Raw genomic sequence first — 21,361 nt, 5'->3', positions numbered from 1 at the left:
TCCCTTAGCGAATGAATTGATCCCCCGAAAGATTGGGGTTGCAATGGAGACGGGCGAAATGCGTTTTCCCTCAGCTTGACGGTAAAACTATTTTTTGAAGCTAAGAAGATATGGCTGAATGGCGGCGAGCTTTGTCGGGCGATTTGGCTAGGTAATAAGCTTTGTGATGCTCAAGCGATCACCACCAGCCACGGTGTAAATCGGTAAATCCGGATTGGCAGGGTTTGTTGTAACGACTCCAGGGTTTTATCGGTGTCGCGAATATCAAAGCGGCCGCTGACTTTCATGTCTTGCAATACCTGATTGCGGATTATCAGGCTACCGCGCCGATAGCGGCCAATTTCCGCAATCACCTTCTTGAGCGGCACATTATCGAATGAGACGCTGCCTTTTAACCATGCCGTGGCGTTGTCGGCGGTCTGGTGGCGGATTTCGCCTTGGTGGCGAGCGCCGACCTCCACGCTGTTATTGGCGTTCAAGGTGGCCGGATTTTGCCGATCCCGGCTGACTTCCACTACCCCATTCACCACGCTGACCGTGTCGCTGTCGGCGTCTTCCTTAACCACGAAACGTGTACCCAGTACCCGTGTGTTGCTGTAGCGGCCATCCACTTGAAAAGGATGTTGAGCGTCGTGTTGCACCTCAAAAAATGCCTCGCCCCGGGCTAGCTGGACATGGCGCCGGCCATTGCGCATGTTAACGTTAAGCGCGGTACCGGAGTTTAAAGTGACTTGGCTGCCGTCGCTGAGCTGTACGGTTTTTATTTCGCCGACGGCGGTGCAGTAGTCGGCCTGCCAGCAGCTTAATGCCGGCTGATAAATAAGCGCGGCGATGACTAGACAGGCGGCTGCGGCTAACAACGGTTTGGCGCCGGGGGCGATGCCTAAACGCCGCCTTGGGCTGTTGGCTGGTTTACTATTCAGCGAAATCTGTGGCGACAGCGTGGCGGCGTCCAGCGTGGCGTGGAAATCGGCATCCTCCCAAAATGCAGCGATTTCGGCATAGGCCTCGCGGTGAGCGGGGTTGGCTTGGTGCCAGATTTGAAATAGCCGGCGTTCGTCTACCGTTACCGACTCGGCACGCAGCCGCACAAACCACATTATCGCCTGCTCGCTAATGGCATCGAGCTTATCAGAGTCTGCGGGCGGTTGGTTTTCGGTCATGGCTGCATTATAAGGCGCTGGGCTAGGCGTATGCCTGGGTAATATCGGTACGACGGTTAAGGCGGCAAAAACCTCAGTCGGTCCGATAGGGGCGGCCGAAATGACTGCCTAGCTGTTTGCGGCAATACATCAAGCCTTTGATAATGTGTTTCTCCACGGCGCTCTCGGAAATATCCAGAAAATTAGCCACTTCCCGATAACTCAAGCCATGAATTTTATGCAGGATAAACGCATCTCGGCAGCGCGGCGGCAATTCGTAGATAGTTTGGTGCAACAGGGTGCGCCATTGCTGATCGGCTAATTCGGCTTCTACTCCGGCCAGTTGCGGCTCGTCCAGATGCCGCGCCGCTTCCTGATGACGCTCGACGACTTTATGGTGGCGCAGGTGATCCATCGCCAGATTGCTGGCGGTGCGGTATAAAAATCCGCGCGGGTGGTCTATGGAGGTATCGTTGGCGGTGCGGGCCAAGATCAGATAGCTTTCTTGCAGCAAATCTTCCGCGGTTTCCGGGCATTTGACTATTCGCAGCAAGTGGTGCAGCAGCTCCTTGCAATGCAGTCGATACAGCGAGCTGATGTCCGGGGTCATGAGGTGGGGCTGGGTTTCAGTGGTTTCAGGAGCTCCGTCCCATGCCTGATTCGTGCCAGTAATGATTCAAATGCCGGCCAAGGCGCCGAATATCCTGATATTGCTGGCTTGGAGCCAAAATCGGCGGTTCGCATTCGCGCTACCCGCACACATTTAACCGGTGTTGAATAGGTTATATGGCGCATCTGGCGCGGCATATAACCTATTTTTTGATGGTGGCCGGTACGATACCGGAAAGCAAAATAGGGGGACTGATTAGCGGCTTAGCGAAATGCCGAGAAAAGCGTTCGATGTGTCGGGGCCTGCAATGTCAGCAGCAGCCCCTTAGATGCCATGAATTTTTGTGCCTCACCTCCTGTTTTATGCCTGTCGTGCGTCAAAACAACGATAGTCATTATTTAACAACAGCGAGGGAAATTCATGGCGTTGAAACAAACATTTAGCGGCGGCCTGTTTGGACATGCTTCGGCACTGGTATTGGGGGCTGTGTTGGCGGTTTCCGGTACCGCGGCGGCAGATAGTGTCAGTCGGGCTTTCAGTATCCCCGCGGGCTCTCTGTCTACCGCGCTGAATCGCTTGGCGGAATCCGGCGGCTTGCAACTGGTCTACGACACGGCAATCACCGAGGGTCTGCAAAGCAAGGGCCTTAGCGGCCATTACACCCCGGAAGCCGCGTTGCAACGTTTGCTGGCAGACAGCGGATTGAGTTACCGCATGGCTGAGAACGGCAATATAGTGATCGAAAGGCAGTCTCTGAATTACAAACAGGACCCTACGGCCTTGCCGGCGGTGAATGTGGTGGGTAAAAAGGTATATGACCCTAACGACCCATTCAGCCAGTTCTATGCGGTGCCGAATGCATCAACAGCGACCAAAACCGATATTGCGATTATGGACACCCCGGTATCTATCCAGGTTGTGCCCAAATCGATCATGAACGATCAGCAAGCGATCCGCATCGAAGACGCCTTGACGCAAAACGTCAGTGGGGTGCAACGGGCTTACGGTACGGCGGATATGTACGAAAGCTTCATTATTCGCGGCTTTGCTTCCGACGATCAAATGTACCGCAATGGTTTCAGGCGCTCGATGGGCAAGTTCGATCCGGCGAATATCGAACAGCTCGAGGTGTTGAAAGGCCCGGCATCCGTGCTTTATGGAAGGTTGCAACCCGGTGGTATGGTTAATTACGTGACCAAAAAGGCGTTGGATGTGCCTTACTATTCCTTGCAGCAGCAATTTGGCTCCTTCAGTGAATTTCGTACCACGGTGGATGCAACCGGGCCGCTGGATAAGGATAAAACCCTGTTGTACCGGTTTAATGCCGCTTACGATGAAGGTAATTCTTTCAGAGATTTTGTTGATCACGAGCGGGTATTTATTGCGCCGAAATTGACTTGGCGGCCCAACGACCGCTTCGAAGCCAATGTCGAAATAGAGAAACGCCATGAAAATTACACGGAAGATTATGGTGTGCCGGTATCGGGCAATCGGCCTATTACAAACCGCAGATCCTTATTTACCGGTGATCCGGCCATCAAACCCAGCCAAGACACTACGCTGATTTATGCGGATTGGAGCTTCAAATTTAATGATGACTGGGGGCTAAGGCATAAATTTCAGTGGGACGAGACCGACATCGTATTCGGCGGCGTTGCGCCTAACAGTAAAATTAACGCGGATGGGCATACTCTGGATCGATTTGGCATCCTCGGCACCAGTAACCGCCGCTCTTACTCAACCAGCCTGGATCTCACCGGAAAGTTTCAAACTTTCGGCCTAAAACATAATGTTTTAGTGGGGGGCGATTGGTTCTTTTTTAATCAGGATGCGCCGGACAATAACTTTAGTTACGGCACCATACCCACATTCGATATCAACAATCCCCAATACGGCAATTTCGACATGGCGGCTCTGCGCGCCGAGCCCGCCAATTGGTTTTGGCGCTCGCGCGACGATTGGTACGGGGTGTATTTTCAAGACCAAATTACCTTGTGGGATAAGCTGCACATCATGGGCGGCGGGCGTTACGATATGGCAGGTTACGGCGGCTACGGCGGTACCTCCTGGGATGAAACCAAGGCTGGATTCAGCATGCAACACGAAGATAAATTCAGTCCGCGGGTAGGTATCGTTTACCAGCCTTGGGATTGGTTGTCTGTATATGGCAATTACGTTGAATCATTCGGTACGAATAACGGCCGTTCCGCTACCGGCGGCAATTTTGCACCGCAAGCGGCCGAGCAGTATGAAATCGGTTTCAAGACCGAGTTTTTCGATAAACGCCTATCGTCAACAGTGGCGTATTATCATTTAACTAAAAACAATCTGATGACTTTCGACTTGAGCACGCCGGACCCCACCGATCAAAAAACTATCGGCGAGGCGCGTAGTCAGGGCATTGAAGTGGATATTAAAGGCCAGATTACCGATGAATTCAGCCTGGTGACAACCTACGCTTACACCGATGCAAGGTATACCAAGGATTACAGCGGCTTGCAGGGCAATCGGTTGTTGAATGTGCCTGAGCATCAAGCCAGTCTGTGGGGTACTTATCAATTCACTGAGCACTTCAAGGCCGGTCTCGGCGGTGTAGTCGTCGGCAAACGCGAAGGCGACAATACCAATACCTATCAATTGCCAGGCTATACCCGGCTGGACGCGATGATGGCGTATGTGCAACCTATAGGTAAAACCCGTCTGACCGCGCAAGTCAATGTCTATAATCTGCTGGATAAGGAATACTACACTGGTTCAACTTCTTGGTTGCCTACCGCCAACGTTGGTGCCCCTATTTCCGCCATGGGATCATTGAAATTGGAATATTAATTCAATCCGGGTTGATGGTATTGCTGATAGAGCGGTGCCATTAGCCCCTTTTGAATATCCTCGTGCGAAAGCTTTATTAGGGATAGAGGGTGGGCATATGGACAACTCAGCCTTGCGGCTCATCGCCAACTCGATTTGAATTTTTACTGATTATTTGGAGCAGGCAGGAGGTATAGAGGGCTTGGCGTCATCCCTGCCCGGATAAAAGCGGTTTTCCGCGCTTTTATCCAGGTATCCTTGGCGTCTTGTTTTCCATGTTCACGGGGGAGAGAACTTAAACATCCTTGACACCGGTCTTTATATAACAATATCCATGCCAAACCCTAGAGGCTACGTGATCCAGGATTTTTCGCTAAAATCGACGGCCATTCTGTTAATTTCTATGTTATTTGCCGCAATAAAGGCTTTGCTTTGCGGCATTTCCCGCAAAAGCCGCAGTTAGTCAATTCCGCGTTCAATCATGGATAATAAACATCCCAGTCACAACGCTCGAATCGCCCGTGAAGCATTTCCGTCATCCGGCCCGCTATCGCCAATTTTGGCGTCAACCCAAAACGGCGCTTTCTCTACCGCAACGTTGCAAGCGCGGACTGGTTTATGCGGCGTTGTTTTTTGTAATCAGTTCGCTGCTGCTGGTAGGCGTATTGCGGTACCTGCCCGCGCCGACGTCGGCATTCATGCTACATCAGCATGTTGAGGACCTGGTCGAAGGCCGACACTATAGAGGCATTGATCAGCGCTGGGTCAGTCGCCGGCATATTTCGCCGCACGCCTTTGCTGCGGTGGTCGCGTCCGAAGATCAATTGTTTTATCAGCATAACGGCTTTGATGTTGACGCCATCACCAAGGCTTTTAACCAATATTTGCGCGGCGGTAAACTGCGTGGGGCCAGTACGATCAGTCAGCAAGTCGCGAAGAATTTGTTTTTAAGCCCGGCTAAAAACTTCGGGCGTAAGGCGCTGGAGATCTGGTTTACGTTATTAATAGAGGCTATTTGGGACAAACAGCGGATTCTGGAAATGTATTTGAATATTGCCGAGTTCGGCGATCATTTATTTGGCATAGAAGCGGCCAGTCGCCGTTATTTCGGTATTTCCGCCCAGCAGTTATCTGCCAATCAGGCTGCGCTGTTGGCGGCGACATTGCCGAACCCAATATTGCTAAAAGCCGATCAGCCCAGCGCTTATGTACATAAACGCCAAAGCTGGATCTTGGGCCAGATGCGGGTATTGGGGAATTGATCGCGTGTTAATCCTCGGCATCCTGATTATCCTGCGCTTCCTCGTCAGAGAGCGGCAGGCCGGATGCATCGGCAATCAGTTCTTTCAGGTATTTGTATAACAAGCGCGCCGACTTAGGCGGTTTGGCTTCCTTGGCTTCTTTTTGCGCGTTACGCTGCAATTGGCGCAAATGTTGGCTATCCGCGCCCGGAAATTCTTCCATAAATTGGGTCAGTTGCTGATTGCCATTGGCTGCCAGCAACAAATCGCGCCAGCGTTCGGCCTGATGATGTTCTCTGACCGCATGGGCGCTGCGATTTTTCATCCGCGCCAATTTTTCATGAATCGTGGCGGTATCCAGCTTTCTGAGCTGCGCGGTGATGTATTTCAGCAAGCGCTTTCTGGCGGAGTTTTGCCCCATTTTGCCGGCGTCGCGCAGGGCTTGTTCTATGCTCTCGGGTAATTCGAATTCGGCAATATGTGCAGGGGATAGTGCGCAAATTTCCTCAGCCATCGCAAACACTTCGGCTATTTCTTTTTTGATGCGAGTCTTGTTGGGGCGTATCGCGTAATATTCGACCTCTTGTTCTTCTTCGTCGCTTTCGCCGTCGTCCTCGTCATGGCGTTCGTCGTAATAATCTTCTTCGAATTCTTCTTGGTAATCTTCGTCGTTCATGTCAAACCATTGCTATTAAGAAAAGCACGAACATCACCACCATCAGCAGAGGCACAATAACGCTGGGCCAATTGGACGGTGTTTGTTTGCTGCGCGCCATTGCGGCTTTGATGCCAGGCTGCATCCAGAACAAAAGCAGCAGCGCCAGGGCGCCGAGTATCAGGTTTTCCCAGGTTGACAGCATGATGTGACCGCGTTGTTGTGAGTGAGGGACTTTGCTATGCGGCATTCTAGCAAACCTTGCCACGCAATAAGACATTGCTTGCTGCGACACATTAAAAGTCGTTTGTCTGGATTTGTCGCTAAGCGATTATTGCAGTTGGGGAAATTCAGTTATTCACAGAAGCTGTGGATAACTCTGTGTATTAAATGTCGAAAGCCTTTGCTGGTCCCCGGTAGCTCTGGGCTGCGGTCAAATTGTACAGTATTAGGTCACTATCATTAGTTAATAATAATCAATGATTTACAAATGATGCTTTGTATTTCAACGAGTTATTTTGTCAAGCGTTTTATGATCTCGTCGTAAGCAATTAAATGTGCATAACTTGTTTACACGCCAAGCAAATTTGCGGCCAAAATGTGTTTTTTGGCGAGTCTTTAAATGGGCTGGCTTATATGGTGTGCGTAAATTTGCGATAATGACCGGTTTTTAAAAAAGAGTCATTTCATGTGGTTTAAAAATCTTGCAGTCTACCGTTTTACCGAGCCATTTACTTTGGATGCTGTTGCTTTGGAGCAAAAGTTGCAGCAACAGCCGTTTCGATCTTGCGGTAGCCACGATGAGTTCAGTTTTGGTTGGACTGCGCCGCTCGGCAGGGCCTCAGACGCGCTGGTGCATGCCAATAACGGTTTCTTGATGCTATGCGGCAAGAAGGAAGAAAAGGTCGTGCCGGCATCGGTGATCAACGAAATGCTGCAAGAGCGAATCAACGAAATCGAAGAGCGCGAAGCCCGCAAATTGCCGGCGAAAGAACGCAGCCGTATTAAGGACGAATTGATATTCGAATTGTTGCCGCGGGCGTTTTCGTTTTCCCGCAAAACCTATGCTTATATTGATAGTCAAGGTGGCTGGCTGGTCGTGGATGCGGCATCGGCTAAAAAAGCCGAAGATATGCTCAGCCAATTGCGTAAATGTCTGGGTTCCTTGCCTATCGTACCGCTCACCGCTACCGCCAAGCCGGCTAGCGTGATGACGCAATGGTTGATCGACAACATCTCGCCTAAAGATATTTTGATCGAAGACGAATGCGAGCTGCGTTCGCCGGAAGAAGAAGGCTCGATTATTCGTTGCAAGCGTCACGACTTGGCCTTGCCGGAAATCAAGAATCATCTGGATAGCGGCAAGCAAGTGATTAAGCTGGCAATAAGCTGGGCCGAACGCATTTCGTTTGTGTTGGATGAGAACTTGGCGGTCAAGCGGCTAAAGTTTCTTGATCTTATCCAGGAGCAAGCCGCGGATATTGAGGCATTCGACGAAGTCGAGCAGTTTGATGCCGATTTTTCTATTATGACGGCGGAACTTGCTCAGTTTTTGCCGCGTCTGCTTGACTTATTTACTGCTGAAGGTAACGCCTAATGAAAACCCGTTTGTTATTCAGTTTGCTGCTGACAGCCAGTACGGCGGCGTCGGCACTGACGCTGCCGGCACCGGATAGGCCGGGTGACAGTTTGATAGGCAATCCGCCGCATGAGGTCAAATATGTCGCGGCCAAGCAGGAAGACACGCTGATTGACATCGCCGTCAACTTCCGACTGGGTCAGGACGAAATCGTGCTGGCCAATCCCCATGTTGACCGTTGGTTGCCGCGCGAAGGCACGCAGGTGCGGATTCCCAGTAGCTTTATACTGCCCAATGCGCCGCGCCAAGGGATCGTGATCAATCTGCCGGAAATGCGTATTTATTATTTTCCGGATTCTAGCAGGGTCGTAACCTATGCGATCGGCATCGGCCGGGAAGACAACTGGAAAACACCGCTAGGTAAAACCCATATAGCCGGTAAAACCGAAAATCCTTCTTGGACTCCGCCAAAATCGATCATTGCCGAGCATTTGGCTGATGGCGATGTGTTGGAGCCTTATTATCCACCCGGCCCCGATAACCCGCTGGGTCTGTTTGCGTTTAAACTTGGCATACCAGGCTATCTGATTCACAGCACCAACAAAACCAACGGTGTCGGCATGCGGGTAAGTCACGGCTGCATTCGAATGTATCCGGCCGACATCGAGCAGTTTTTTCCGATGGTCAAGGTTGGTACTCAGGTCAATATTGTTAATCAATCCATTAAGGTGGGCTGGTATCACGACACGTTGTATATGGAGGTCTATCCGGAAATGGAAGAAACGCCGGCTACTTATGAACAGCGCTTGCATACGGCATTGAATTTGATAGAGCAAGCCAACGGTGGGCAAATGCCGGTAATCAAAGGTTCTGTTTTAAAAGCGGCAGTAGAAAAAGCGACGGGTATTCCGGTGGCTATTTATGAGCGTCCTACCCAGACGCCTCCTGTCGTGCAAGGCCAAGCTGCTCCGGCAGCAAAATAGAGGCAACAAAAAAGCCCGTGGCCTTGCGGCTCACGGGCTTTTTAAAATCAACAACAGCAATAATGCTTATTTGTGTTGTGATTTTTTGAACATACGGTCCAATTTGCTGTTGGTGTCTTGAGCATATTGAGCAGCACGGTTAGCAGCAGCTTCAGCAGCAGCAGCTTTTGCAGCAGCTTCAGCAGCAGCGGCTTTAGCAGAAGCAGCGTCAGCAGATGCAGTAGCAACTTTGCCTTCCAAAGTGCCAACTCTTGCGTCCAAAGCTTCCAGGTCTGATGTGCTTGCGCAACCGGTTGCCAAAGCTGCAATTGCAACAACTGCTGATAATGTAATAGCTCTCATCATGGTTTTCCCCTTGATTGTGGTTTCAAAAAATAATAAATGAAAAACGGTGGTAATTGTCCAACATTTTTTTGGATTTTACCAACATTATTTCACCGTTACGAGTGTCCCTTTTTCTACCCATTGACTTAACTGATCAATTTGATCATTAGTCAACGCGATACATCCGTGTGTCCAATTCATGGATCTGTGGATGGACAGACTACCGCTGCCCAAACCATGAATACCGATTTGCCCACCGAGATCGGTATTTTGCGGCGGAATTTGTCCGGCAGAATGCGCTCTGGCAATAGCTTCGTAAGTGTCGAGATCGATTTTGCCTTTTTTCAAGGCATTATCGGCATTGTCTACATTGGGGTAGGTTAGACCGAAGAATTTACGGAAAGCGCTTCTTTCGTTGATCCAGCCGATCCGATAGTTACCGAGCGGCGTGATGTCATCGCCGCGATGATTCTTTTCGCCGGCGCCATTGCGGCCAATAGCGATATTTTCCAGCACGGCAACTGTCTTGTCGCCCTTCCTGACTTCCATGCTTTGTGTCTGTGTATCCACCAGCAACCAAACATCCTGGTCAGCGAAACTGCGCGCCGATACGGTGCAGCCCACCACAATCAAAACACCTAATAATTTTTTCTTTATCATGGCAATCTGTAAATAATCAAAGTTTTGGTGTAATTTAACCCTTTCGAAACGAGGTATTACAAAGGGTAGCATATGACAACAACAATCACCAAAACGACTCCCTACGATGATCAAAAACCCGGTACATCGGGCTTACGCAAAAAAGTCAAAGTCTTCCAACAACCCAAATATCTAGAGAATTTCGTCCAATCCATCTTCGACAGTCTGGAGGATTTTCAGGGCAAAACCTTGGTGATTGGCGGCGATGGCCGCTACTTTAACCGTAAGGCTATCCAGATCATTATAAAAATGGCGGCAGCCAACGGTTTCGGTGAGCTCATTATAGGCCAAGGCGGCTTGTTGTCCACTCCTGCCGCATCAAATATTATTAGGAAATACAATGCTTTCGGAGGTATTGTTCTATCAGCTAGTCACAATCCCGGCGGCCCTGAAGAAGATTTTGGGATCAAGTACAACGTCGGCAACGGCGGCCCGGCTCCGGAAAAGTTTACCGACAAACTGTACGAGAATACCAAAACCATCACCGGTTACAAAAAAGCCCGTTTCGGCGATATAGATTTAGACCTTATCGGTGAAGTCGAGAAAGGTGGCGTGAAAATTCGAATTATCGATTCGGTAGCCGATTACGCTGAATTAATGGCCAAGATATTCGATTTCGACCTGCTCAAACAAAGCATCCATAACGGCTTTATCACCTTGCGTTTCGATGCGATGCACGCCATCACCGGGCCATACGCCAAGCATATTCTGGAAGACACCCTGGGCGCGGCGCCCGGCTCGGTATTTAACGCGGTACCGCTGGAAGACTTCGGTGGTGGCCACCCCGATCCAAATATGGCCCATGCCCACGAACTCTGCGAAATCATGTTCGGCGCCGATGCGCCTACTTTCGGTGCTGCGTCAGACGGCGATGGCGACCGCAATATGGTGATGGGCGCGAACATATTTGTTACTCCCAGTGACAGCTTGGCGATTATGGCCGCCAACGCCAAGCTGATCCCGGCCTATGCCAAAGGCATCAGCGGCGTGGCGCGTTCGATGCCGACCAGTCAGGCGGTAGACCGCGTCGCCGATAAGCTAAGCCTGCCTTGCTACGAAACCCCAACCGGCTGGAAATTTTTCGGCAACCTGCTCGATGCCGACAAAATTACTATCTGCGGCGAAGAAAGCTTCGGCTCCGGCTCCAATCATGTCCGTGAAAAAGACGGCTTGTGGGCTGTGTTGTTTTGGTTGAATTTAATCGCGCGCAAACGCGAATCGGTGGAAGACATTGTCCATGAACACTGGCAAAAATATGGTCGCGACATTTATTGTCGCCACGATTACGAAGCGGTCGATTCGGAGATCGCCAATGGCATTGTCGAGCATTTGCGTAGCCAGTTAAGCAGCTTGCCTGGTAAAAGCTGGGGTGATTACGAAGTTAAATTTGCCGACGAATTCAGTTACACCGATCCGGTCGACGGTAGCGTCAGCAGCAACCAAGGTATTCGCATTGGCTTTGTGAACGGCTCGCGCATCGTGTTCCGGCTGTCCGGTACGGGCACGGTCGGCGCTACTTTGCGTATTTATTTGGAACGCTACGAGCGTGATGTCAGCAAGCACGATCAGGATGCCCAAGTCGCGCTGGCGGAATTAATAGAGATTGCCGAGCAGCTCTGCGAAGTCAAAAAACGTACCGGCAGAACCGAGCCTGACGTCATCACTTGATCGAACTCGGCGGCATAATACGTTAGGTCTGGCTGAAGCGCCTGACCTAACGGCTTGATCCGTAAGCATCCCGCAAAATCTGTTCCGCCGTTCGACCGCCCTCCGCCAATGCCTGAGCTCTGGCGATGGATAAACCCAGGCCGTGCCCGGCGCCTATGCCTGCAAATTGCCAGATTTGACCATCGGCAGCTATTACCGAGTCAGGGCAAGAAGGTAGCTTCAGGGTATTCCGAAAAATCTCGCAACGGAGCAGCTCTTCGCTGGTCGGATAAAATAAGCGGATAAACAACTCGCCGTCTTTGCGCCGTTCGCGGCGAATATCCAGAATTTGATTTTCCGCAAATGCCCGGCTTAGCTCGGCGCTTGAGAGCTGCCGTTGCCAGTGCTGATCACCGCCGTTGGCAAACGGCAACCAGTTCAGTCCGGATTTGGCCGCCAGTTGGTCCAAAAGCGTCAGTAACGCAATATCCGTGTGGCTGCTGCGTCGCGGCTTGTCCTCAGGCGACTCGCCGAGATAGACCATGCAATGCGTGGTGTCGCAAAGTGAGCTTGATTCATTGTGCCTATGGCTGCCGTGACTGCCGTTCCAGGCAATCACGGCCCGCATCGCGTCGCGTGCACTGCCTGCTAAATTTTGGGCCTCGGCAGCCAATACGCCATCGACATAGCTGTCGACATCAGTTTCCAGCACGGTTACTCCGTGTTCATCAGTTTGTCGTAGAACACCTTTTACAATCCGCTCTGATCGGCTGGCCCGCGCGGTCGAAGTGATTCTAAATTGTCCGCAAATTGTAAAACGCCGGTATTGGTCCGCGACCAGCGGACACTCCGCTTCCGCATTCCAGCTGGCAGGATTGGTAGAGCTTAACAAACTAACCCTAACTGCCGCAAAGCGGCTGGGATAGTCGCGTTGCCAAGTGCTTAGGAAGGCGGCAGCTTTGCTTAATATTGCTGCGCCACTGACGCCGCGTTGCCGAAATATCGCCAGAAATACCGGGTGCGTAGCTGGCCAGGCTAGCATTAAGTGGCCTGCCAAGGGGTGGCCGTCAACAGTCGATACCGTGCCGGTTTTTGCTAGAACTTGAAGTTGGCGCAACAATTTTTTATCGGTTTCGCGTTGCCCCGCCAAGGTGGAGTTGGGCAGGATACCGTTTTGACTCAGGCCGCGAAAATATTCCGGCTTCGATAGCAAGGCCGCCCGCATTGTTAGTGCCAGTTCGGGCAAGTTGGTCTGTAAAGCAAAATCGCCGTCGGCGTTACGTTCTCCCAGGTAAGATCGCCAGGTCTGCAGGTCCGATGGTTCAGTTTGCGCCGGAAGTTTTTGGTCTTTAATGGGCGACAATAACAGACGATAGCGTTCGCCTTGAAATTGCTCGCGGCGCCGCAAAAGCTTTTCGGTATCGCTCGCCGCCAGTTCTGTACCTAGCAAATCCGGATCGGCTTGCGCCAATGCCGCCGCATAGGGAATTTTCAACAAGGAACCCGGGGGTAAGCGGCTGACTTGGTCGCCGCCGCTTACCAATATCCGCCCGGACAGCAGGCTCATCAACAGAAAGGAGCTATCCCCCGCATCATCAAATGCCTGACCGAGCATTTCATTTAATTTTGCCGACACGGCACACGGTTCGTTCGGCCAGCCGGTATTGACCAAGATTCGGGCCAATGCCTCGCGGTCATTGCTATCTAACTCGGCGCCTTGCCTAACCCGGTTTTTGATGCGTTGCAGTTCAAGCGATCCGGGCCAGTCTCCAGGTGCTAGGCTCGCCAATTCGCCGCTAAAATACATCGCCCCCGCTTCTTCAGCCCAAGCCGGTAAGCGGCCGCCACAGCTGCGATGACTGGCTTCGTGAAATAGTTCGTGACGCAGATATACCGCCTCGCTCAGCCCGCCTTGCGGTTGTTGCCGCAGATAAATACTGCCGGGCCGCCAGCCGCCGGCATGGCGGCCGCTAAATCCTCCATTGGTCAACGCGGGAAACACCCGCACCGGATCATCCTCGCTAGGTATCTTGTAGCCCTGCGCCGCTAGTTCACTAACGGCAATTGTCGCGGCTTGTCTTAATTCAGCTTGCTGGGTTAGCGCCCCGAAAAACAAAATCGCCGCGCCAACATCAAACAAATATTGCTGCCTGATGCATCGCTTTAATGAAGCATTCATTGGTAGTTAAAGGTTTATGCTGAGCATGAGGAATCCCGCAAATCGCCGAATAGCGAAGATAAGTCCTGAAGTATCTTAATTTTGGATTTTACGATTTAAATTGACAATCAGTCGAATCAGCCTAGAATGCAAGTCAGCTAGAAAATACGATTTACCCTTTGTCTACCAGCTCGATGTCTCTTCAGTAGTCCTTCGTCCTAGTTTTTCATTAAGTAATTTCCACATTTACCAGCGTGACCCGCCTTACTTTAGCTAAGGCATTATCTAAATTTTAATAGGACTTATTATGTCTACAATGACAACTGGCGTCGTAAAATGGTTTAACGCAGACAAAGGCTTCGGCTTTATCGAACAAAAACAAGGCCCTGACGTTTTCGTACATTTCAAAAACATTCTGAACCCAAACAACAGCTACAGAACGCTGGACGAAGGTCAGCATGTACAGTTCAAATTGGGCCGCGGCCCTAAAGGCCCACAAGCCGAAGAAGTAACCATCGTTTAAAGATTAAGCCGTAGTTGCCAATTGGTACCTACGGCTTTTTTGTTAGATAGAGTGGAAGTCAACCGCGGTTTCCACTTTCGTTCTTCCCCCCGTTTCATTTCAACGCACTGGATTGCTTTTAAAAGCTTCTAGCAAAGCATTCAGCAGACTAAACTTTAATTGTCCGCAATGGTCCAAAAGCCTTTGTAATTTTAATCAAGCAAAGAGGTGGGGCATGTCATTAAAAAACGAATTTGAAAGTTTGCTCGTTAATCTGGATTCGGTTCGCGAGGAATTGCAACTGAAGTTGCATCTGGCTTCAATGGATGCCAAGGATGAATTTGCAGAAGCGGAAAAACAGTGGTTGCAGATTAAAAGTAAAGCCGCTGAAATTGCCGACGAATCGATAGAGACTTCCGAAGAGTACATCGCCAAGGCTAAAATCGTTGGAGAGGAGTTGAAGGAAGCTTATCAGCGATTAGCCAAGCGCCTTTCCGAGTGATCTGCCAAAACTCAAAAAGCTGGCAAATTTAATTTGGTACCAGCCTTGCCGCTAGTGCGGGCTGGTTCATAAGGCTATTGCCTTTGGTATGCAATAAGTTGGAACAGGTCGCCGCCAATTGTGCTGACCATGGCGGCTTGGAGCCTATCAACTCAACGGCGATTTTTGCTGTGTGGTTAAGCTATCGAATTAGAATAGCGACTTCAGCTTAATCTAGCTTTCCTCAGCTGTTCGTAACTGTTGTACTGCCAAGCTTCGATCCGCAATTTTGGCAATATTGTTGATCAACCGAAACCTTCGCTTCGCATGCGGGACATGTATTGGATGATTGGGTTTTATGTCCGCAGGCATTACAAAAATGAGTATTTGCGCTAATGTCGGCGCCGCATTGCTGACAGGCCGGGTTTTGCTGGGGGAGAAGCCTTGATAACATTTTAACCAGCTTGGCAATGGTATCGATCAGGTAAGTCGCATGGCTATAGGCCCTGAACACAAACCAAATGCTGACGCTTACAATCAGAATGATCGCGCTACTATGGTAAATCGTTCTACCCAAGCTATCGACGAACGGCGCCAATAACTCCCAAAACAATGCCTGTACGGTAATCAAAATCAACAGAGCGGTTAGCGGCTCGGCGATACCTTTGGCAAATGACAACGCACCGCCGCTGTTGGGAATGGCCTTTATCACGTAGCCGGCAAAAAAATAAAACAAGATTAATGCTGCCAGCCTGGCGAAAAACCAGACTATTGCCGCGGCCTTGAATACGCCGGCCACTTCCAATTCCGTCATTACCGGTACTAGTGCAATTAGCTGGCCTATTGTCAGGATGCTGGCAATGGTGATGAATAGCTGGGCGGCCCGCTGCCATGCGTTGCTAGATGAGGAAATCAGAGAAAACATAAGCATTGCAACTCCTGTTTGTAGGGGACTGAATTTGATCAATCATTTAGCTCGTTGGACGGGCTTGATTCCTTAAATAAAGAATATCACACAAAAAAGCGGATAATCTTCCTTGCTAAACAACCTGGCAGGGTACTCAAGCATTGTCTGGCTATTTCCGGCTCGGATATCACAGGCGCAAAACGGCTTTTGCCTTATCTAAATCCTTTACGGTACTATTCGGTGGCTATGCCTAATTGATTTTTCCCTTCCCCCCAAGCGACATGTCCCCCGAACAATTCCAACAAAAACTCTTTAATTGGTTTGATAGTCATGGCCGCAAGGATTTGCCATGGCAACTGGACATTAATCCTTATCGAGTGTGGGTGTCGGAGATTATGTTGCAGCAAACGCAAGTAGTCAGCGTGATTGCATATTTCAATCGCTTCGTCGCCAGATTTCCGACGGTACAAAGCCTGGCAAGCGCAGAACTGGACGAAGTCTTACAACACTGGTCCGGGCTTGGCTATTATGCGCGCGCCAGAAATCTGTACAAAACCGCGCAAATCGTTGCCGGCAATGCCGGCGTATTCCCGCAAACCGTCGCAGAGCTAAGTGCCTTGCCTGGCATCGGCCGCTCCACTGCGGGGGCGATACTCAGCATCGCTTGCGGGCAAAGCCAGCCCATATTGGACGGCAACGTCAAGCGCGTGTTGGCGCGGTTTCATGCCGTGCATGGCTGGCCAGGTGACAATAAAGTGGCTGCGCAGCTTTGGCAAATTAGTCAGCGCTATACGCCGACGCAAAGAACCGGCGACTACACCCAGGCAATGATGGATTTGGGCGCTACGCTCTGCACCCGCAGTAAGCCGCTATGCGAGATCTGCCCCGTTGCAGAAGGCTGTCAGGCTAGGCAGTTGGCCTTAGTAAAACAGTTACCAGGCCCCAAGCCTCGCAAGGACGTACCGGTCAAACAATTATATTTTTTGCTGTTGCTAGACAAGGAAAACCGGATTTTACTGGAAAGGCGGCCGCCGACCGGTATTTGGGGTGGGCTATGGAGTCTGCCGGAATTTGATGATCCGCAGGCTTTGCAAGATTGGTGTCTGCAACGCCATTACCAAATGCACGCCTTGCAGACTTTGCCAGACCAGCGCCACAGTTTCTCGCATTATCATCTGGATTACACACCGATCCTGGCAAAGTTGGAAAACCCCATAAACAATGTGATGGAAGGCGAGCGGGCGGTTTGGTATAAAACCGCCGAGATTACTACTTTAGGTTTGCCGGCGCCGATCAAGCGTCTGCTGCAACAACATGTCACAGAGGATCAAAATGACGAGAATGATTAAATGCGTAAAACTGGGCGTTGAGGCTGAGGGTCTGGATGCGCCACCGTTTCCGGGTGTCAACGGCCAACGCATTTTTGAGCATGTGTCGAAACAGGCCTGGAAGGACTGGTTAGCGATGCAAACCATGATAATTAACGAGCAGCGGCTGTCCAGTTTCGATCCGGCTGCGAAAAAAATATTGGAAGCAGAGCGCGAGAAATTTTTGTTTGCCGGTGGTTTCGAGTTGCCGGAAGGCTATGTGCCGAAAAAATAGTGCCGTTTGGGCTTTAGGCGCTTTGTCAGCTGGTTAGTATTTGTAAAGTTGCGTGTATGGCTTTTGTATAGCGTTAATCCGGTTAAAAGGTTGACAAAAACACCGCGACTGGAAAGCTCGGGATGTATATTAAAACTATCATCCGGAGAAAAATATGAACGCAACTGTAGCACCTCATATCCATGCCTTGCGCGCCGCTCTCAGCGACCACGTCCTGATGGGTAAAATAGTCGATGTGTTTTATGCAAAAATGCTGGACGACTATCGGATTAACCGCTTCTTCTTTACCCGCCCGGTCTGCCGAGCAGGCTGATGCGCTAAAAGCCTATTTGAAAGCTTACTTCAATAGTTTCAATAGTGCCGATGAGAGAGTATTAGAGGCATTGGATGGGTATTTTACGGCAGCGTTTGCCCGCACCAACGCCAAACCGAGTTTGGTTACCGGTAACGATTTTGCCTTCCTGCTGGATATCGTTGGCGGGCAAGAGATAAGAAGCATCACGTTGTTAACGCCGGCTCATAGTTTTTTGATCAAGCTCGGTCCTGAAGATTTCCATTACGACATCGTGATGGAGCATTTGTCCGCTTCTTTAAAGCAATTGAATATCGCCGAAGATTTGGCTTATCAAATCCTGGCTTTGGCGGAGAAAGGTCGAGATGGCTTGTTGGCTAGAGGCGTAGAAGTTAAGAAAGCCGCTTGAATAGCGTTTTAGTGGTTCGGGTTTCGTTCGCTTAGGCATTGCCTAAGCGAACAATCACTAGCTGTCTTCCTTGATCATGGCAACAAGAAAATCTACGAAGCTCTGAATGGCTAAGCCGGTGCCCACTGCGGTTGCCATGTTTGCCAGTAATTTGCTGACAACACCTAAAAGTCTTTCAAGCAGTTTGTGGCCGCCGATAATTTCTATTCCGTACAGCAAAAACTCGCCTAAAAAATGATTGATGACGGCGAGCTTTAGATTTAGCTGGGTTCCCAATAAGCCTTGCGCTAACAAGGTGTGGGTTTCAGCACGTTGCAAGCCGTCTTTTAACGCCGAAAAATTCGGATTAAGCTCGATCCAGGTTTTTTTATAATCGTCGCGAAATTTCGGCTGAAAATACTCGCCGTTATTTATCACCTTCTCTAAAAACAGCTGCAGAGCATCAACGAAGTTCAGCAACCTTTTTCTGTCATCTTCGCCAGCCCCAAAGACAAATTTTTCCACTCGCTGTTCCTTCTATATGATGTCGGCGTTCTCACCAAAAAATGGCAGGCTGACGTTTAACTCACTCACGAATTTTGCGTTTAGCAAAATAAGCACTATTTCTTTACATACAGGTCGGTAATCGTCCCCTCTATCATTTCCGCCGCAAACGCAAAGGTTTCCGATAAAGTGGGATGCGGGTGGATGCTGAGGCTAATGTCTGTCGCATCTGCACCCATTTCCAAAGCCAACACAGCTTCTGCCACTAATTCGCCCGCACCTGGCCCGGTAAAGCCGGCACCGAGAATACGGCCGGTGGTTTTGTCGGTGAGGATTTTGGTAATACCTTCGCTACGGCCCAGCGCCAAAGATCGGCCACTGGCGGCCCATGGGAATACGGCTTTGTTGAATTCCACGCCTTGCTGCTGCGCCTGGGTTTCGGTTAGGCCCATCCAAGCTACTTCCGGATCGGTGTAAGCGACCGAAGGAATGGTTAGTGCGTCGAAACCGGCTTTGTGCCCGGCAATGACTTCGGCGGCGATTTTGCCTTCGTGCGTGGCTTTGTGGGCCAGCATCGGATTGCCGACGATGTCGCCGATCGCAAAAATATTGCTGACGTTGGTGCGGCCTTGCTTGTCCACCGGGATGAAGCCACGTTCATCAACATTGACACCCGCCTTATCGGCGTCGATCAGTTTGCCGTTGGGACGGCGGCCCACCGCCACTAAGACGGCATCGAACACTTCGGATTCCGGTGCTCCTTTGCCCTCCATCGTGACTTTAATGCCGGCATCGGTAGCTTCCATCGCCTTAACGCTGGTTTGTAGCCACAGGTTTTCATACTGCTTTTTGATTTTGCGTTGCAGCGGCGTGACCAAATCTTTGTCGCAGCCGGGGATAATCTGATCCATCAATTCCACGACACTGATTTTCGAACCCAGTGCATGGTAAACAGTTGCCATCTCCAGGCCGATAATACCGCCGCCGACGATCAATAATTTTTCCGGTACCGATTTCAGTTCCAGCGCGTCGGTGGAATCCCAAACCCGAGGGTCGTCGTGCGGAAAACTGGGGATTTTAGTTGGCTGCGAGCCGGCGGCGATGATGGCATTGTCGAAAGTAACGGTTTGCACGCCGGCCTCACTGGTCACCGTTAAGCTGTTGGCCGAGGCAAATTTACCCACGCCATTGATTACGGTGACTTTGCGTTGCTTGGCCAATTTGCCCAAACCTTGATTCAGGCTTTGGCTGACGCTTTGTTTCCAGGCACGAATTTGGTCCAAGTCAATGTTTGGCTTGCCTAAACTGACGCCGTGTTCCGCCATCGCTTCCGCTTCATGAATCACTTGGGCTGTATGGAGGAGGGCTTTGGAAGGAATGCAGCCAACATTTAAGCAAACACCGCCCAGAACCGGATAGCGTTCGACCAATACCACTTGTTTGCCCAAATCAGCGGCACGGAAGGCAGCGGTGTAACCGCCGGGGCCGCCGCCAAGAACTAACACTTCGGCATGCGTGACAGAATTGCTCATATCCCTACTCCTACAATAACAGCCGGCGAATATCGCCCAGATAAGATTTCAATGCTTCCATGAAACGCGCGCCCTCGGCGCCGTCTATGACGCGGTGGTCGTAGGTGATGTCCAGCGGCAGCATCAGTTTCGGTTCGAATTCCTTGCCGTTCCACACCGGTTGTACCTTGGAGCGGGTCACGCCCAAAATTGCTACTTCCGGGGCGTTGACGATAGGCGTAAACGCGGTGCCGCCGATGCCGCCCAGGCTGGAGATGGTCATGCAGCCGCCCTGCATATCGGCCGGTTTCAATTTGCCGGTTCTGGCTAATTCGCTTTTTTCGGCCAGTTCGGCGGACAGTTGGAAAATGCCTTTTTTATCGACATCGCGAATCACCGGTACGACCAAACCATTCGGGGTGTCCACGGCGATGCCGATATGGAAGTATTTCTTGAAATACAGCTTGTCGCCTTCCGGTGACAGTGAGCTGTTGAACGCCGGATATTTCTGCATCGCGGCGACCAAGGCCTTCATGATGAAAATCAGGCCGGTAACTTTGACAGCATCCTTGGCCAGGCCGGCGTTGACCGACTTGCGGAAGTCTTCCATCGTGTCGATGGCCACTTCGTCGTGATACGTTACCAATGGCAAATTCAACCAGACGCGAGTCAGATTTTGGCCGGTCAGACGCTTGATTTTGCTGAGCGGTTTTTCCTCGATTTCGCCGAATTGGGTGAAATCAACGGCAGGAATAGCCGGAATACCTGCGCCACCACCGGTTGATCCGCCGGAGGCCATGACTTGCTTAACGAAGTTTTTCACATCCTCTTGCAGGATACGGCCTTTACGGCCGCTGCCGGTTTGGATCTTGCTCAGGTCCACCCCCAATTCGCGGGCAAATAGTCTGACGCTGGGTGTGGCGTGGGCTTTAAACCCTTCGTTACTTGTTACGACCGGCGCAGCTGGCGCTGCGGCAGGTTGAGCGGGTTCTACTTTTGGGGCTTCCGCAATCGGAGCTGGGGCTTCTTCGATAGGTGCAGGCGTTACTGCCGGTGCTGGTTCGGCGGGAGCTGCGGGGGCGGCGTCGCCTACTTCCAGCGTGGCGATCAGCGTGCCCTCGGAGACTTTATCGCCGGGTTTGATATGGATGGTTTTGATGGTGCCGGCCGCGCTGGACGGTAAATCCATCGTGGCTTTATCGGTTTCCATCACAGCCAAAGTTTGTTCAACAGCGACCACATCGCCGGGTTTGATCAGCACCTCGACGATGTCGATTTCAGGGACATTGCCGACGTCGGGGACCTTTATTTCAATTACAGAACTCATA

General features: G+C 50.9%; 22 protein-coding genes. 11 read left to right on the top strand and 11 right to left on the bottom strand.

Translation table 11 applies throughout. From position 1 onward, the window contains the following. Positions 1-170 precede the first annotated feature (170 nt). Positions 171-1,163, bottom strand: a complete 993-nt coding sequence (locus tag ACH5Y9_RS20030) for a FecR family protein (protein WP_445367323.1) — start codon at positions 1,161-1,163, stop codon at positions 171-173. Between the two features lie 73 nt (positions 1,164-1,236). Continuing rightward, on the bottom strand, positions 1,237-1,752 hold the full coding sequence (locus tag ACH5Y9_RS20025) for an RNA polymerase sigma factor (RefSeq protein WP_445367322.1): 516 nt from the start codon (positions 1,750-1,752) through the stop codon (positions 1,237-1,239). A gap of 420 nt (positions 1,753-2,172) precedes the next feature. On the opposite strand from ACH5Y9_RS20025, the gene ACH5Y9_RS20020 reads away from it, so the two are divergent. Together ACH5Y9_RS20020 and mtgA are read left to right on the top strand one after the other, a co-directional pair. Beyond that, entirely contained in the window at positions 2,173-4,581 is a 2,409-nt protein-coding gene (locus ACH5Y9_RS20020; protein ID WP_205451752.1) for a TonB-dependent siderophore receptor, read from the top strand. Positions 4,582-5,081: 500 nt separating this feature from the next. Next, positions 5,082-5,822, top strand: a complete 741-nt coding sequence (gene mtgA / locus ACH5Y9_RS20015) for a monofunctional biosynthetic peptidoglycan transglycosylase (protein WP_445367321.1) — start codon at positions 5,082-5,084, stop codon at positions 5,820-5,822. 7 nt (positions 5,823-5,829) lie between these two features. Here the strand turns inward: mtgA and yjgA are convergent, their stop codons facing one another. Together yjgA and ACH5Y9_RS20005 are read right to left on the bottom strand one after the other, a co-directional pair. Beyond that, entirely contained in the window at positions 5,830-6,477 is a 648-nt protein-coding gene (gene yjgA / locus ACH5Y9_RS20010; RefSeq protein WP_445367320.1) for a ribosome biogenesis factor YjgA, read from the bottom strand. Between the two features lies 1 nt (position 6,478). Beyond that, entirely contained in the window at positions 6,479-6,706 is a 228-nt protein-coding gene (locus ACH5Y9_RS20005) for a hypothetical protein (RefSeq protein WP_445367319.1), read from the bottom strand. 438 nt (positions 6,707-7,144) lie between these two features. Between ACH5Y9_RS20005 and rdgC the strand changes: the two genes are divergently transcribed. Both rdgC and ACH5Y9_RS19995 read left to right on the top strand, forming a co-directional pair. After that, entirely contained in the window at positions 7,145-8,053 is a 909-nt protein-coding gene (gene rdgC / locus ACH5Y9_RS20000; protein ID WP_445367318.1) for a recombination-associated protein RdgC, read from the top strand. Then, positions 8,053-9,018: a L,D-transpeptidase family protein gene (locus tag ACH5Y9_RS19995; RefSeq protein WP_205451741.1), complete on the top strand. Its 966-nt coding sequence runs from the start codon at positions 8,053-8,055 to the stop codon at positions 9,016-9,018. Before rdgC ends, ACH5Y9_RS19995 begins: the two co-directional genes overlap by 1 nt. Before the next feature lie 66 nt (positions 9,019-9,084). Here the strand turns inward: ACH5Y9_RS19995 and ACH5Y9_RS19990 are convergent, their stop codons facing one another. Both ACH5Y9_RS19990 and ACH5Y9_RS19985 read right to left on the bottom strand, forming a co-directional pair. Then, the gene (locus ACH5Y9_RS19990; protein WP_165385904.1) at positions 9,085-9,363 is read right to left on the bottom strand and encodes an Lpp/OprI family alanine-zipper lipoprotein; all 279 of its coding nucleotides are present in this window, start codon (positions 9,361-9,363) and stop codon (positions 9,085-9,087) included. An 84-nt stretch (positions 9,364-9,447) separates the two neighbouring features. Continuing rightward, positions 9,448-10,002 (bottom strand): L,D-transpeptidase family protein, encoded by a 555-nt coding sequence (locus ACH5Y9_RS19985; RefSeq protein WP_240348124.1) that lies wholly within the window; start codon positions 10,000-10,002, stop codon positions 9,448-9,450. Between the two features lie 72 nt (positions 10,003-10,074). Here ACH5Y9_RS19985 and ACH5Y9_RS19980 point away from each other — a divergent pair, with 72 nt between their 5' ends. Next, positions 10,075-11,709 carry an alpha-D-glucose phosphate-specific phosphoglucomutase gene (locus ACH5Y9_RS19980; protein WP_205451733.1) on the top strand — a complete coding sequence of 545 codons (1,635 nt, stop codon included), beginning with the start codon at positions 10,075-10,077 and terminating at the stop codon, positions 11,707-11,709. 46 nt (positions 11,710-11,755) lie between these two features. Here ACH5Y9_RS19980 and ACH5Y9_RS19975 read toward each other — a convergent pair whose 3' ends face one another. Further along, entirely contained in the window at positions 11,756-13,867 is a 2,112-nt protein-coding gene (locus tag ACH5Y9_RS19975) for a hypothetical protein (protein WP_445367317.1), read from the bottom strand. 295 nt (positions 13,868-14,162) lie between these two features. Between ACH5Y9_RS19975 and ACH5Y9_RS19970 the strand changes: the two genes are divergently transcribed. Together ACH5Y9_RS19970 and ACH5Y9_RS19965 are read left to right on the top strand one after the other, a co-directional pair. Then, the gene (locus ACH5Y9_RS19970; RefSeq protein WP_033158255.1) at positions 14,163-14,369 is read left to right on the top strand and encodes a cold-shock protein; all 207 of its coding nucleotides are present in this window, start codon (positions 14,163-14,165) and stop codon (positions 14,367-14,369) included. A 214-nt stretch (positions 14,370-14,583) separates the two neighbouring features. After that, a complete protein-coding gene (locus ACH5Y9_RS19965) occupies positions 14,584-14,850 on the top strand; it encodes a hypothetical protein (RefSeq protein WP_445367316.1) in 267 nt (88 codons plus the stop codon). A 223-nt stretch (positions 14,851-15,073) separates the two neighbouring features. Here ACH5Y9_RS19965 and ACH5Y9_RS19960 read toward each other — a convergent pair whose 3' ends face one another. Beyond that, complete coding sequence (locus ACH5Y9_RS19960) at positions 15,074-15,760, bottom strand: zinc ribbon domain-containing protein (RefSeq protein ID WP_445367315.1); 687 nt, start codon at positions 15,758-15,760, stop codon at positions 15,074-15,076. Positions 15,761-16,017: 257 nt separating this feature from the next. On the opposite strand from ACH5Y9_RS19960, the gene mutY reads away from it, so the two are divergent. From mutY to ACH5Y9_RS19940, 4 genes are all read left to right on the top strand, one after another. After that, a complete protein-coding gene (gene mutY, locus ACH5Y9_RS19955; protein ID WP_445367314.1) occupies positions 16,018-17,085 on the top strand; it encodes an A/G-specific adenine glycosylase in 1,068 nt (355 codons plus the stop codon). Continuing rightward, positions 17,069-17,338, top strand: coding sequence for an oxidative damage protection protein (locus tag ACH5Y9_RS19950; RefSeq protein ID WP_205451726.1), 270 nt, complete (start codon positions 17,069-17,071; stop codon positions 17,336-17,338). The genes mutY and ACH5Y9_RS19950 overlap by 17 nt, the downstream gene beginning before the upstream one ends. Positions 17,339-17,492: 154 nt before the next feature. Further along, the gene (locus ACH5Y9_RS19945) at positions 17,493-17,651 is read left to right on the top strand and encodes a hypothetical protein (protein WP_445367313.1); all 159 of its coding nucleotides are present in this window, start codon (positions 17,493-17,495) and stop codon (positions 17,649-17,651) included. A 16-nt stretch (positions 17,652-17,667) separates the two neighbouring features. Then, positions 17,668-18,039: a hypothetical protein gene (locus tag ACH5Y9_RS19940; RefSeq protein ID WP_445367312.1), complete on the top strand. Its 372-nt coding sequence runs from the start codon at positions 17,668-17,670 to the stop codon at positions 18,037-18,039. A 57-nt stretch (positions 18,040-18,096) separates the two neighbouring features. Here the strand turns inward: ACH5Y9_RS19940 and ACH5Y9_RS19935 are convergent, their stop codons facing one another. From ACH5Y9_RS19935 to aceF, 3 genes are all read right to left on the bottom strand, one after another. Continuing rightward, a complete protein-coding gene (locus ACH5Y9_RS19935; protein WP_445367311.1) occupies positions 18,097-18,543 on the bottom strand; it encodes a hypothetical protein in 447 nt (148 codons plus the stop codon). A 95-nt stretch (positions 18,544-18,638) separates the two neighbouring features. Next, entirely contained in the window at positions 18,639-20,054 is a 1,416-nt protein-coding gene (lpdA, locus tag ACH5Y9_RS19930; RefSeq protein ID WP_445367310.1) for a dihydrolipoyl dehydrogenase, read from the bottom strand. 10 nt (positions 20,055-20,064) lie between these two features. Beyond that, positions 20,065-21,360: a dihydrolipoyllysine-residue acetyltransferase gene (aceF, locus tag ACH5Y9_RS19925; RefSeq protein WP_445367309.1), complete on the bottom strand. Its 1,296-nt coding sequence runs from the start codon at positions 21,358-21,360 to the stop codon at positions 20,065-20,067. Position 21,361 lies beyond the last annotated feature (1 nt).

This window comes from Methylomonas sp. BW4-1, from assembly GCF_052474385.1.
This window is presented reverse-complemented; position numbering and strand designations above follow the sequence as displayed.

Excerpts from the sequence above, each read along its gene's own strand:
- ACH5Y9_RS19950 (WP_205451726.1), top strand. The coding sequence starts at position 17,069 with ATGACGAGAATGATTAAATGCGTAAAACTGGGCGTTGAGGCTGAGGGT.
- ACH5Y9_RS19995 (WP_205451741.1), top strand. The coding sequence starts at position 8,053 with ATGAAAACCCGTTTGTTATTCAGTTTGCTGCTGACAGCCAGTACGGCG.
- ACH5Y9_RS19980 (WP_205451733.1), top strand. The coding sequence starts at position 10,075 with ATGACAACAACAATCACCAAAACGACTCCCTACGATGATCAAAAACCC.
- ACH5Y9_RS19945 (WP_445367313.1), top strand. The coding sequence starts at position 17,493 with ATGAACGCAACTGTAGCACCTCATATCCATGCCTTGCGCGCCGCTCTC.
- ACH5Y9_RS19960 (WP_445367315.1), bottom strand. The coding sequence starts at position 15,760 with ATGCTTATGTTTTCTCTGATTTCCTCATCTAGCAACGCATGGCAGCGG.
- aceF (WP_445367309.1), bottom strand. The coding sequence starts at position 21,360 with ATGAGTTCTGTAATTGAAATAAAGGTCCCCGACGTCGGCAATGTCCCT.
- ACH5Y9_RS19970 (WP_033158255.1), top strand. The coding sequence starts at position 14,163 with ATGACAACTGGCGTCGTAAAATGGTTTAACGCAGACAAAGGCTTCGGC.
- ACH5Y9_RS20030 (WP_445367323.1), bottom strand. The coding sequence starts at position 1,163 with ATGACCGAAAACCAACCGCCCGCAGACTCTGATAAGCTCGATGCCATT.
- ACH5Y9_RS20025 (WP_445367322.1), bottom strand. The coding sequence starts at position 1,752 with ATGACCCCGGACATCAGCTCGCTGTATCGACTGCATTGCAAGGAGCTG.
- ACH5Y9_RS19985 (WP_240348124.1), bottom strand. The coding sequence starts at position 10,002 with ATGATAAAGAAAAAATTATTAGGTGTTTTGATTGTGGTGGGCTGCACC.
- ACH5Y9_RS20005 (WP_445367319.1), bottom strand. The coding sequence starts at position 6,706 with ATGCCGCATAGCAAAGTCCCTCACTCACAACAACGCGGTCACATCATG.
- yjgA (WP_445367320.1), bottom strand. The coding sequence starts at position 6,477 with ATGAACGACGAAGATTACCAAGAAGAATTCGAAGAAGATTATTACGAC.
- rdgC (WP_445367318.1), top strand. The coding sequence starts at position 7,145 with ATGTGGTTTAAAAATCTTGCAGTCTACCGTTTTACCGAGCCATTTACT.
- ACH5Y9_RS20020 (WP_205451752.1), top strand. The coding sequence starts at position 2,173 with ATGGCGTTGAAACAAACATTTAGCGGCGGCCTGTTTGGACATGCTTCG.
- ACH5Y9_RS19975 (WP_445367317.1), bottom strand. The coding sequence starts at position 13,867 with ATGAATGCTTCATTAAAGCGATGCATCAGGCAGCAATATTTGTTTGAT.
- lpdA (WP_445367310.1), bottom strand. The coding sequence starts at position 20,054 with ATGAGCAATTCTGTCACGCATGCCGAAGTGTTAGTTCTTGGCGGCGGC.
- ACH5Y9_RS19965 (WP_445367316.1), top strand. The coding sequence starts at position 14,584 with ATGTCATTAAAAAACGAATTTGAAAGTTTGCTCGTTAATCTGGATTCG.
- ACH5Y9_RS19990 (WP_165385904.1), bottom strand. The coding sequence starts at position 9,363 with ATGATGAGAGCTATTACATTATCAGCAGTTGTTGCAATTGCAGCTTTG.
- mutY (WP_445367314.1), top strand. The coding sequence starts at position 16,018 with ATGTCCCCCGAACAATTCCAACAAAAACTCTTTAATTGGTTTGATAGT.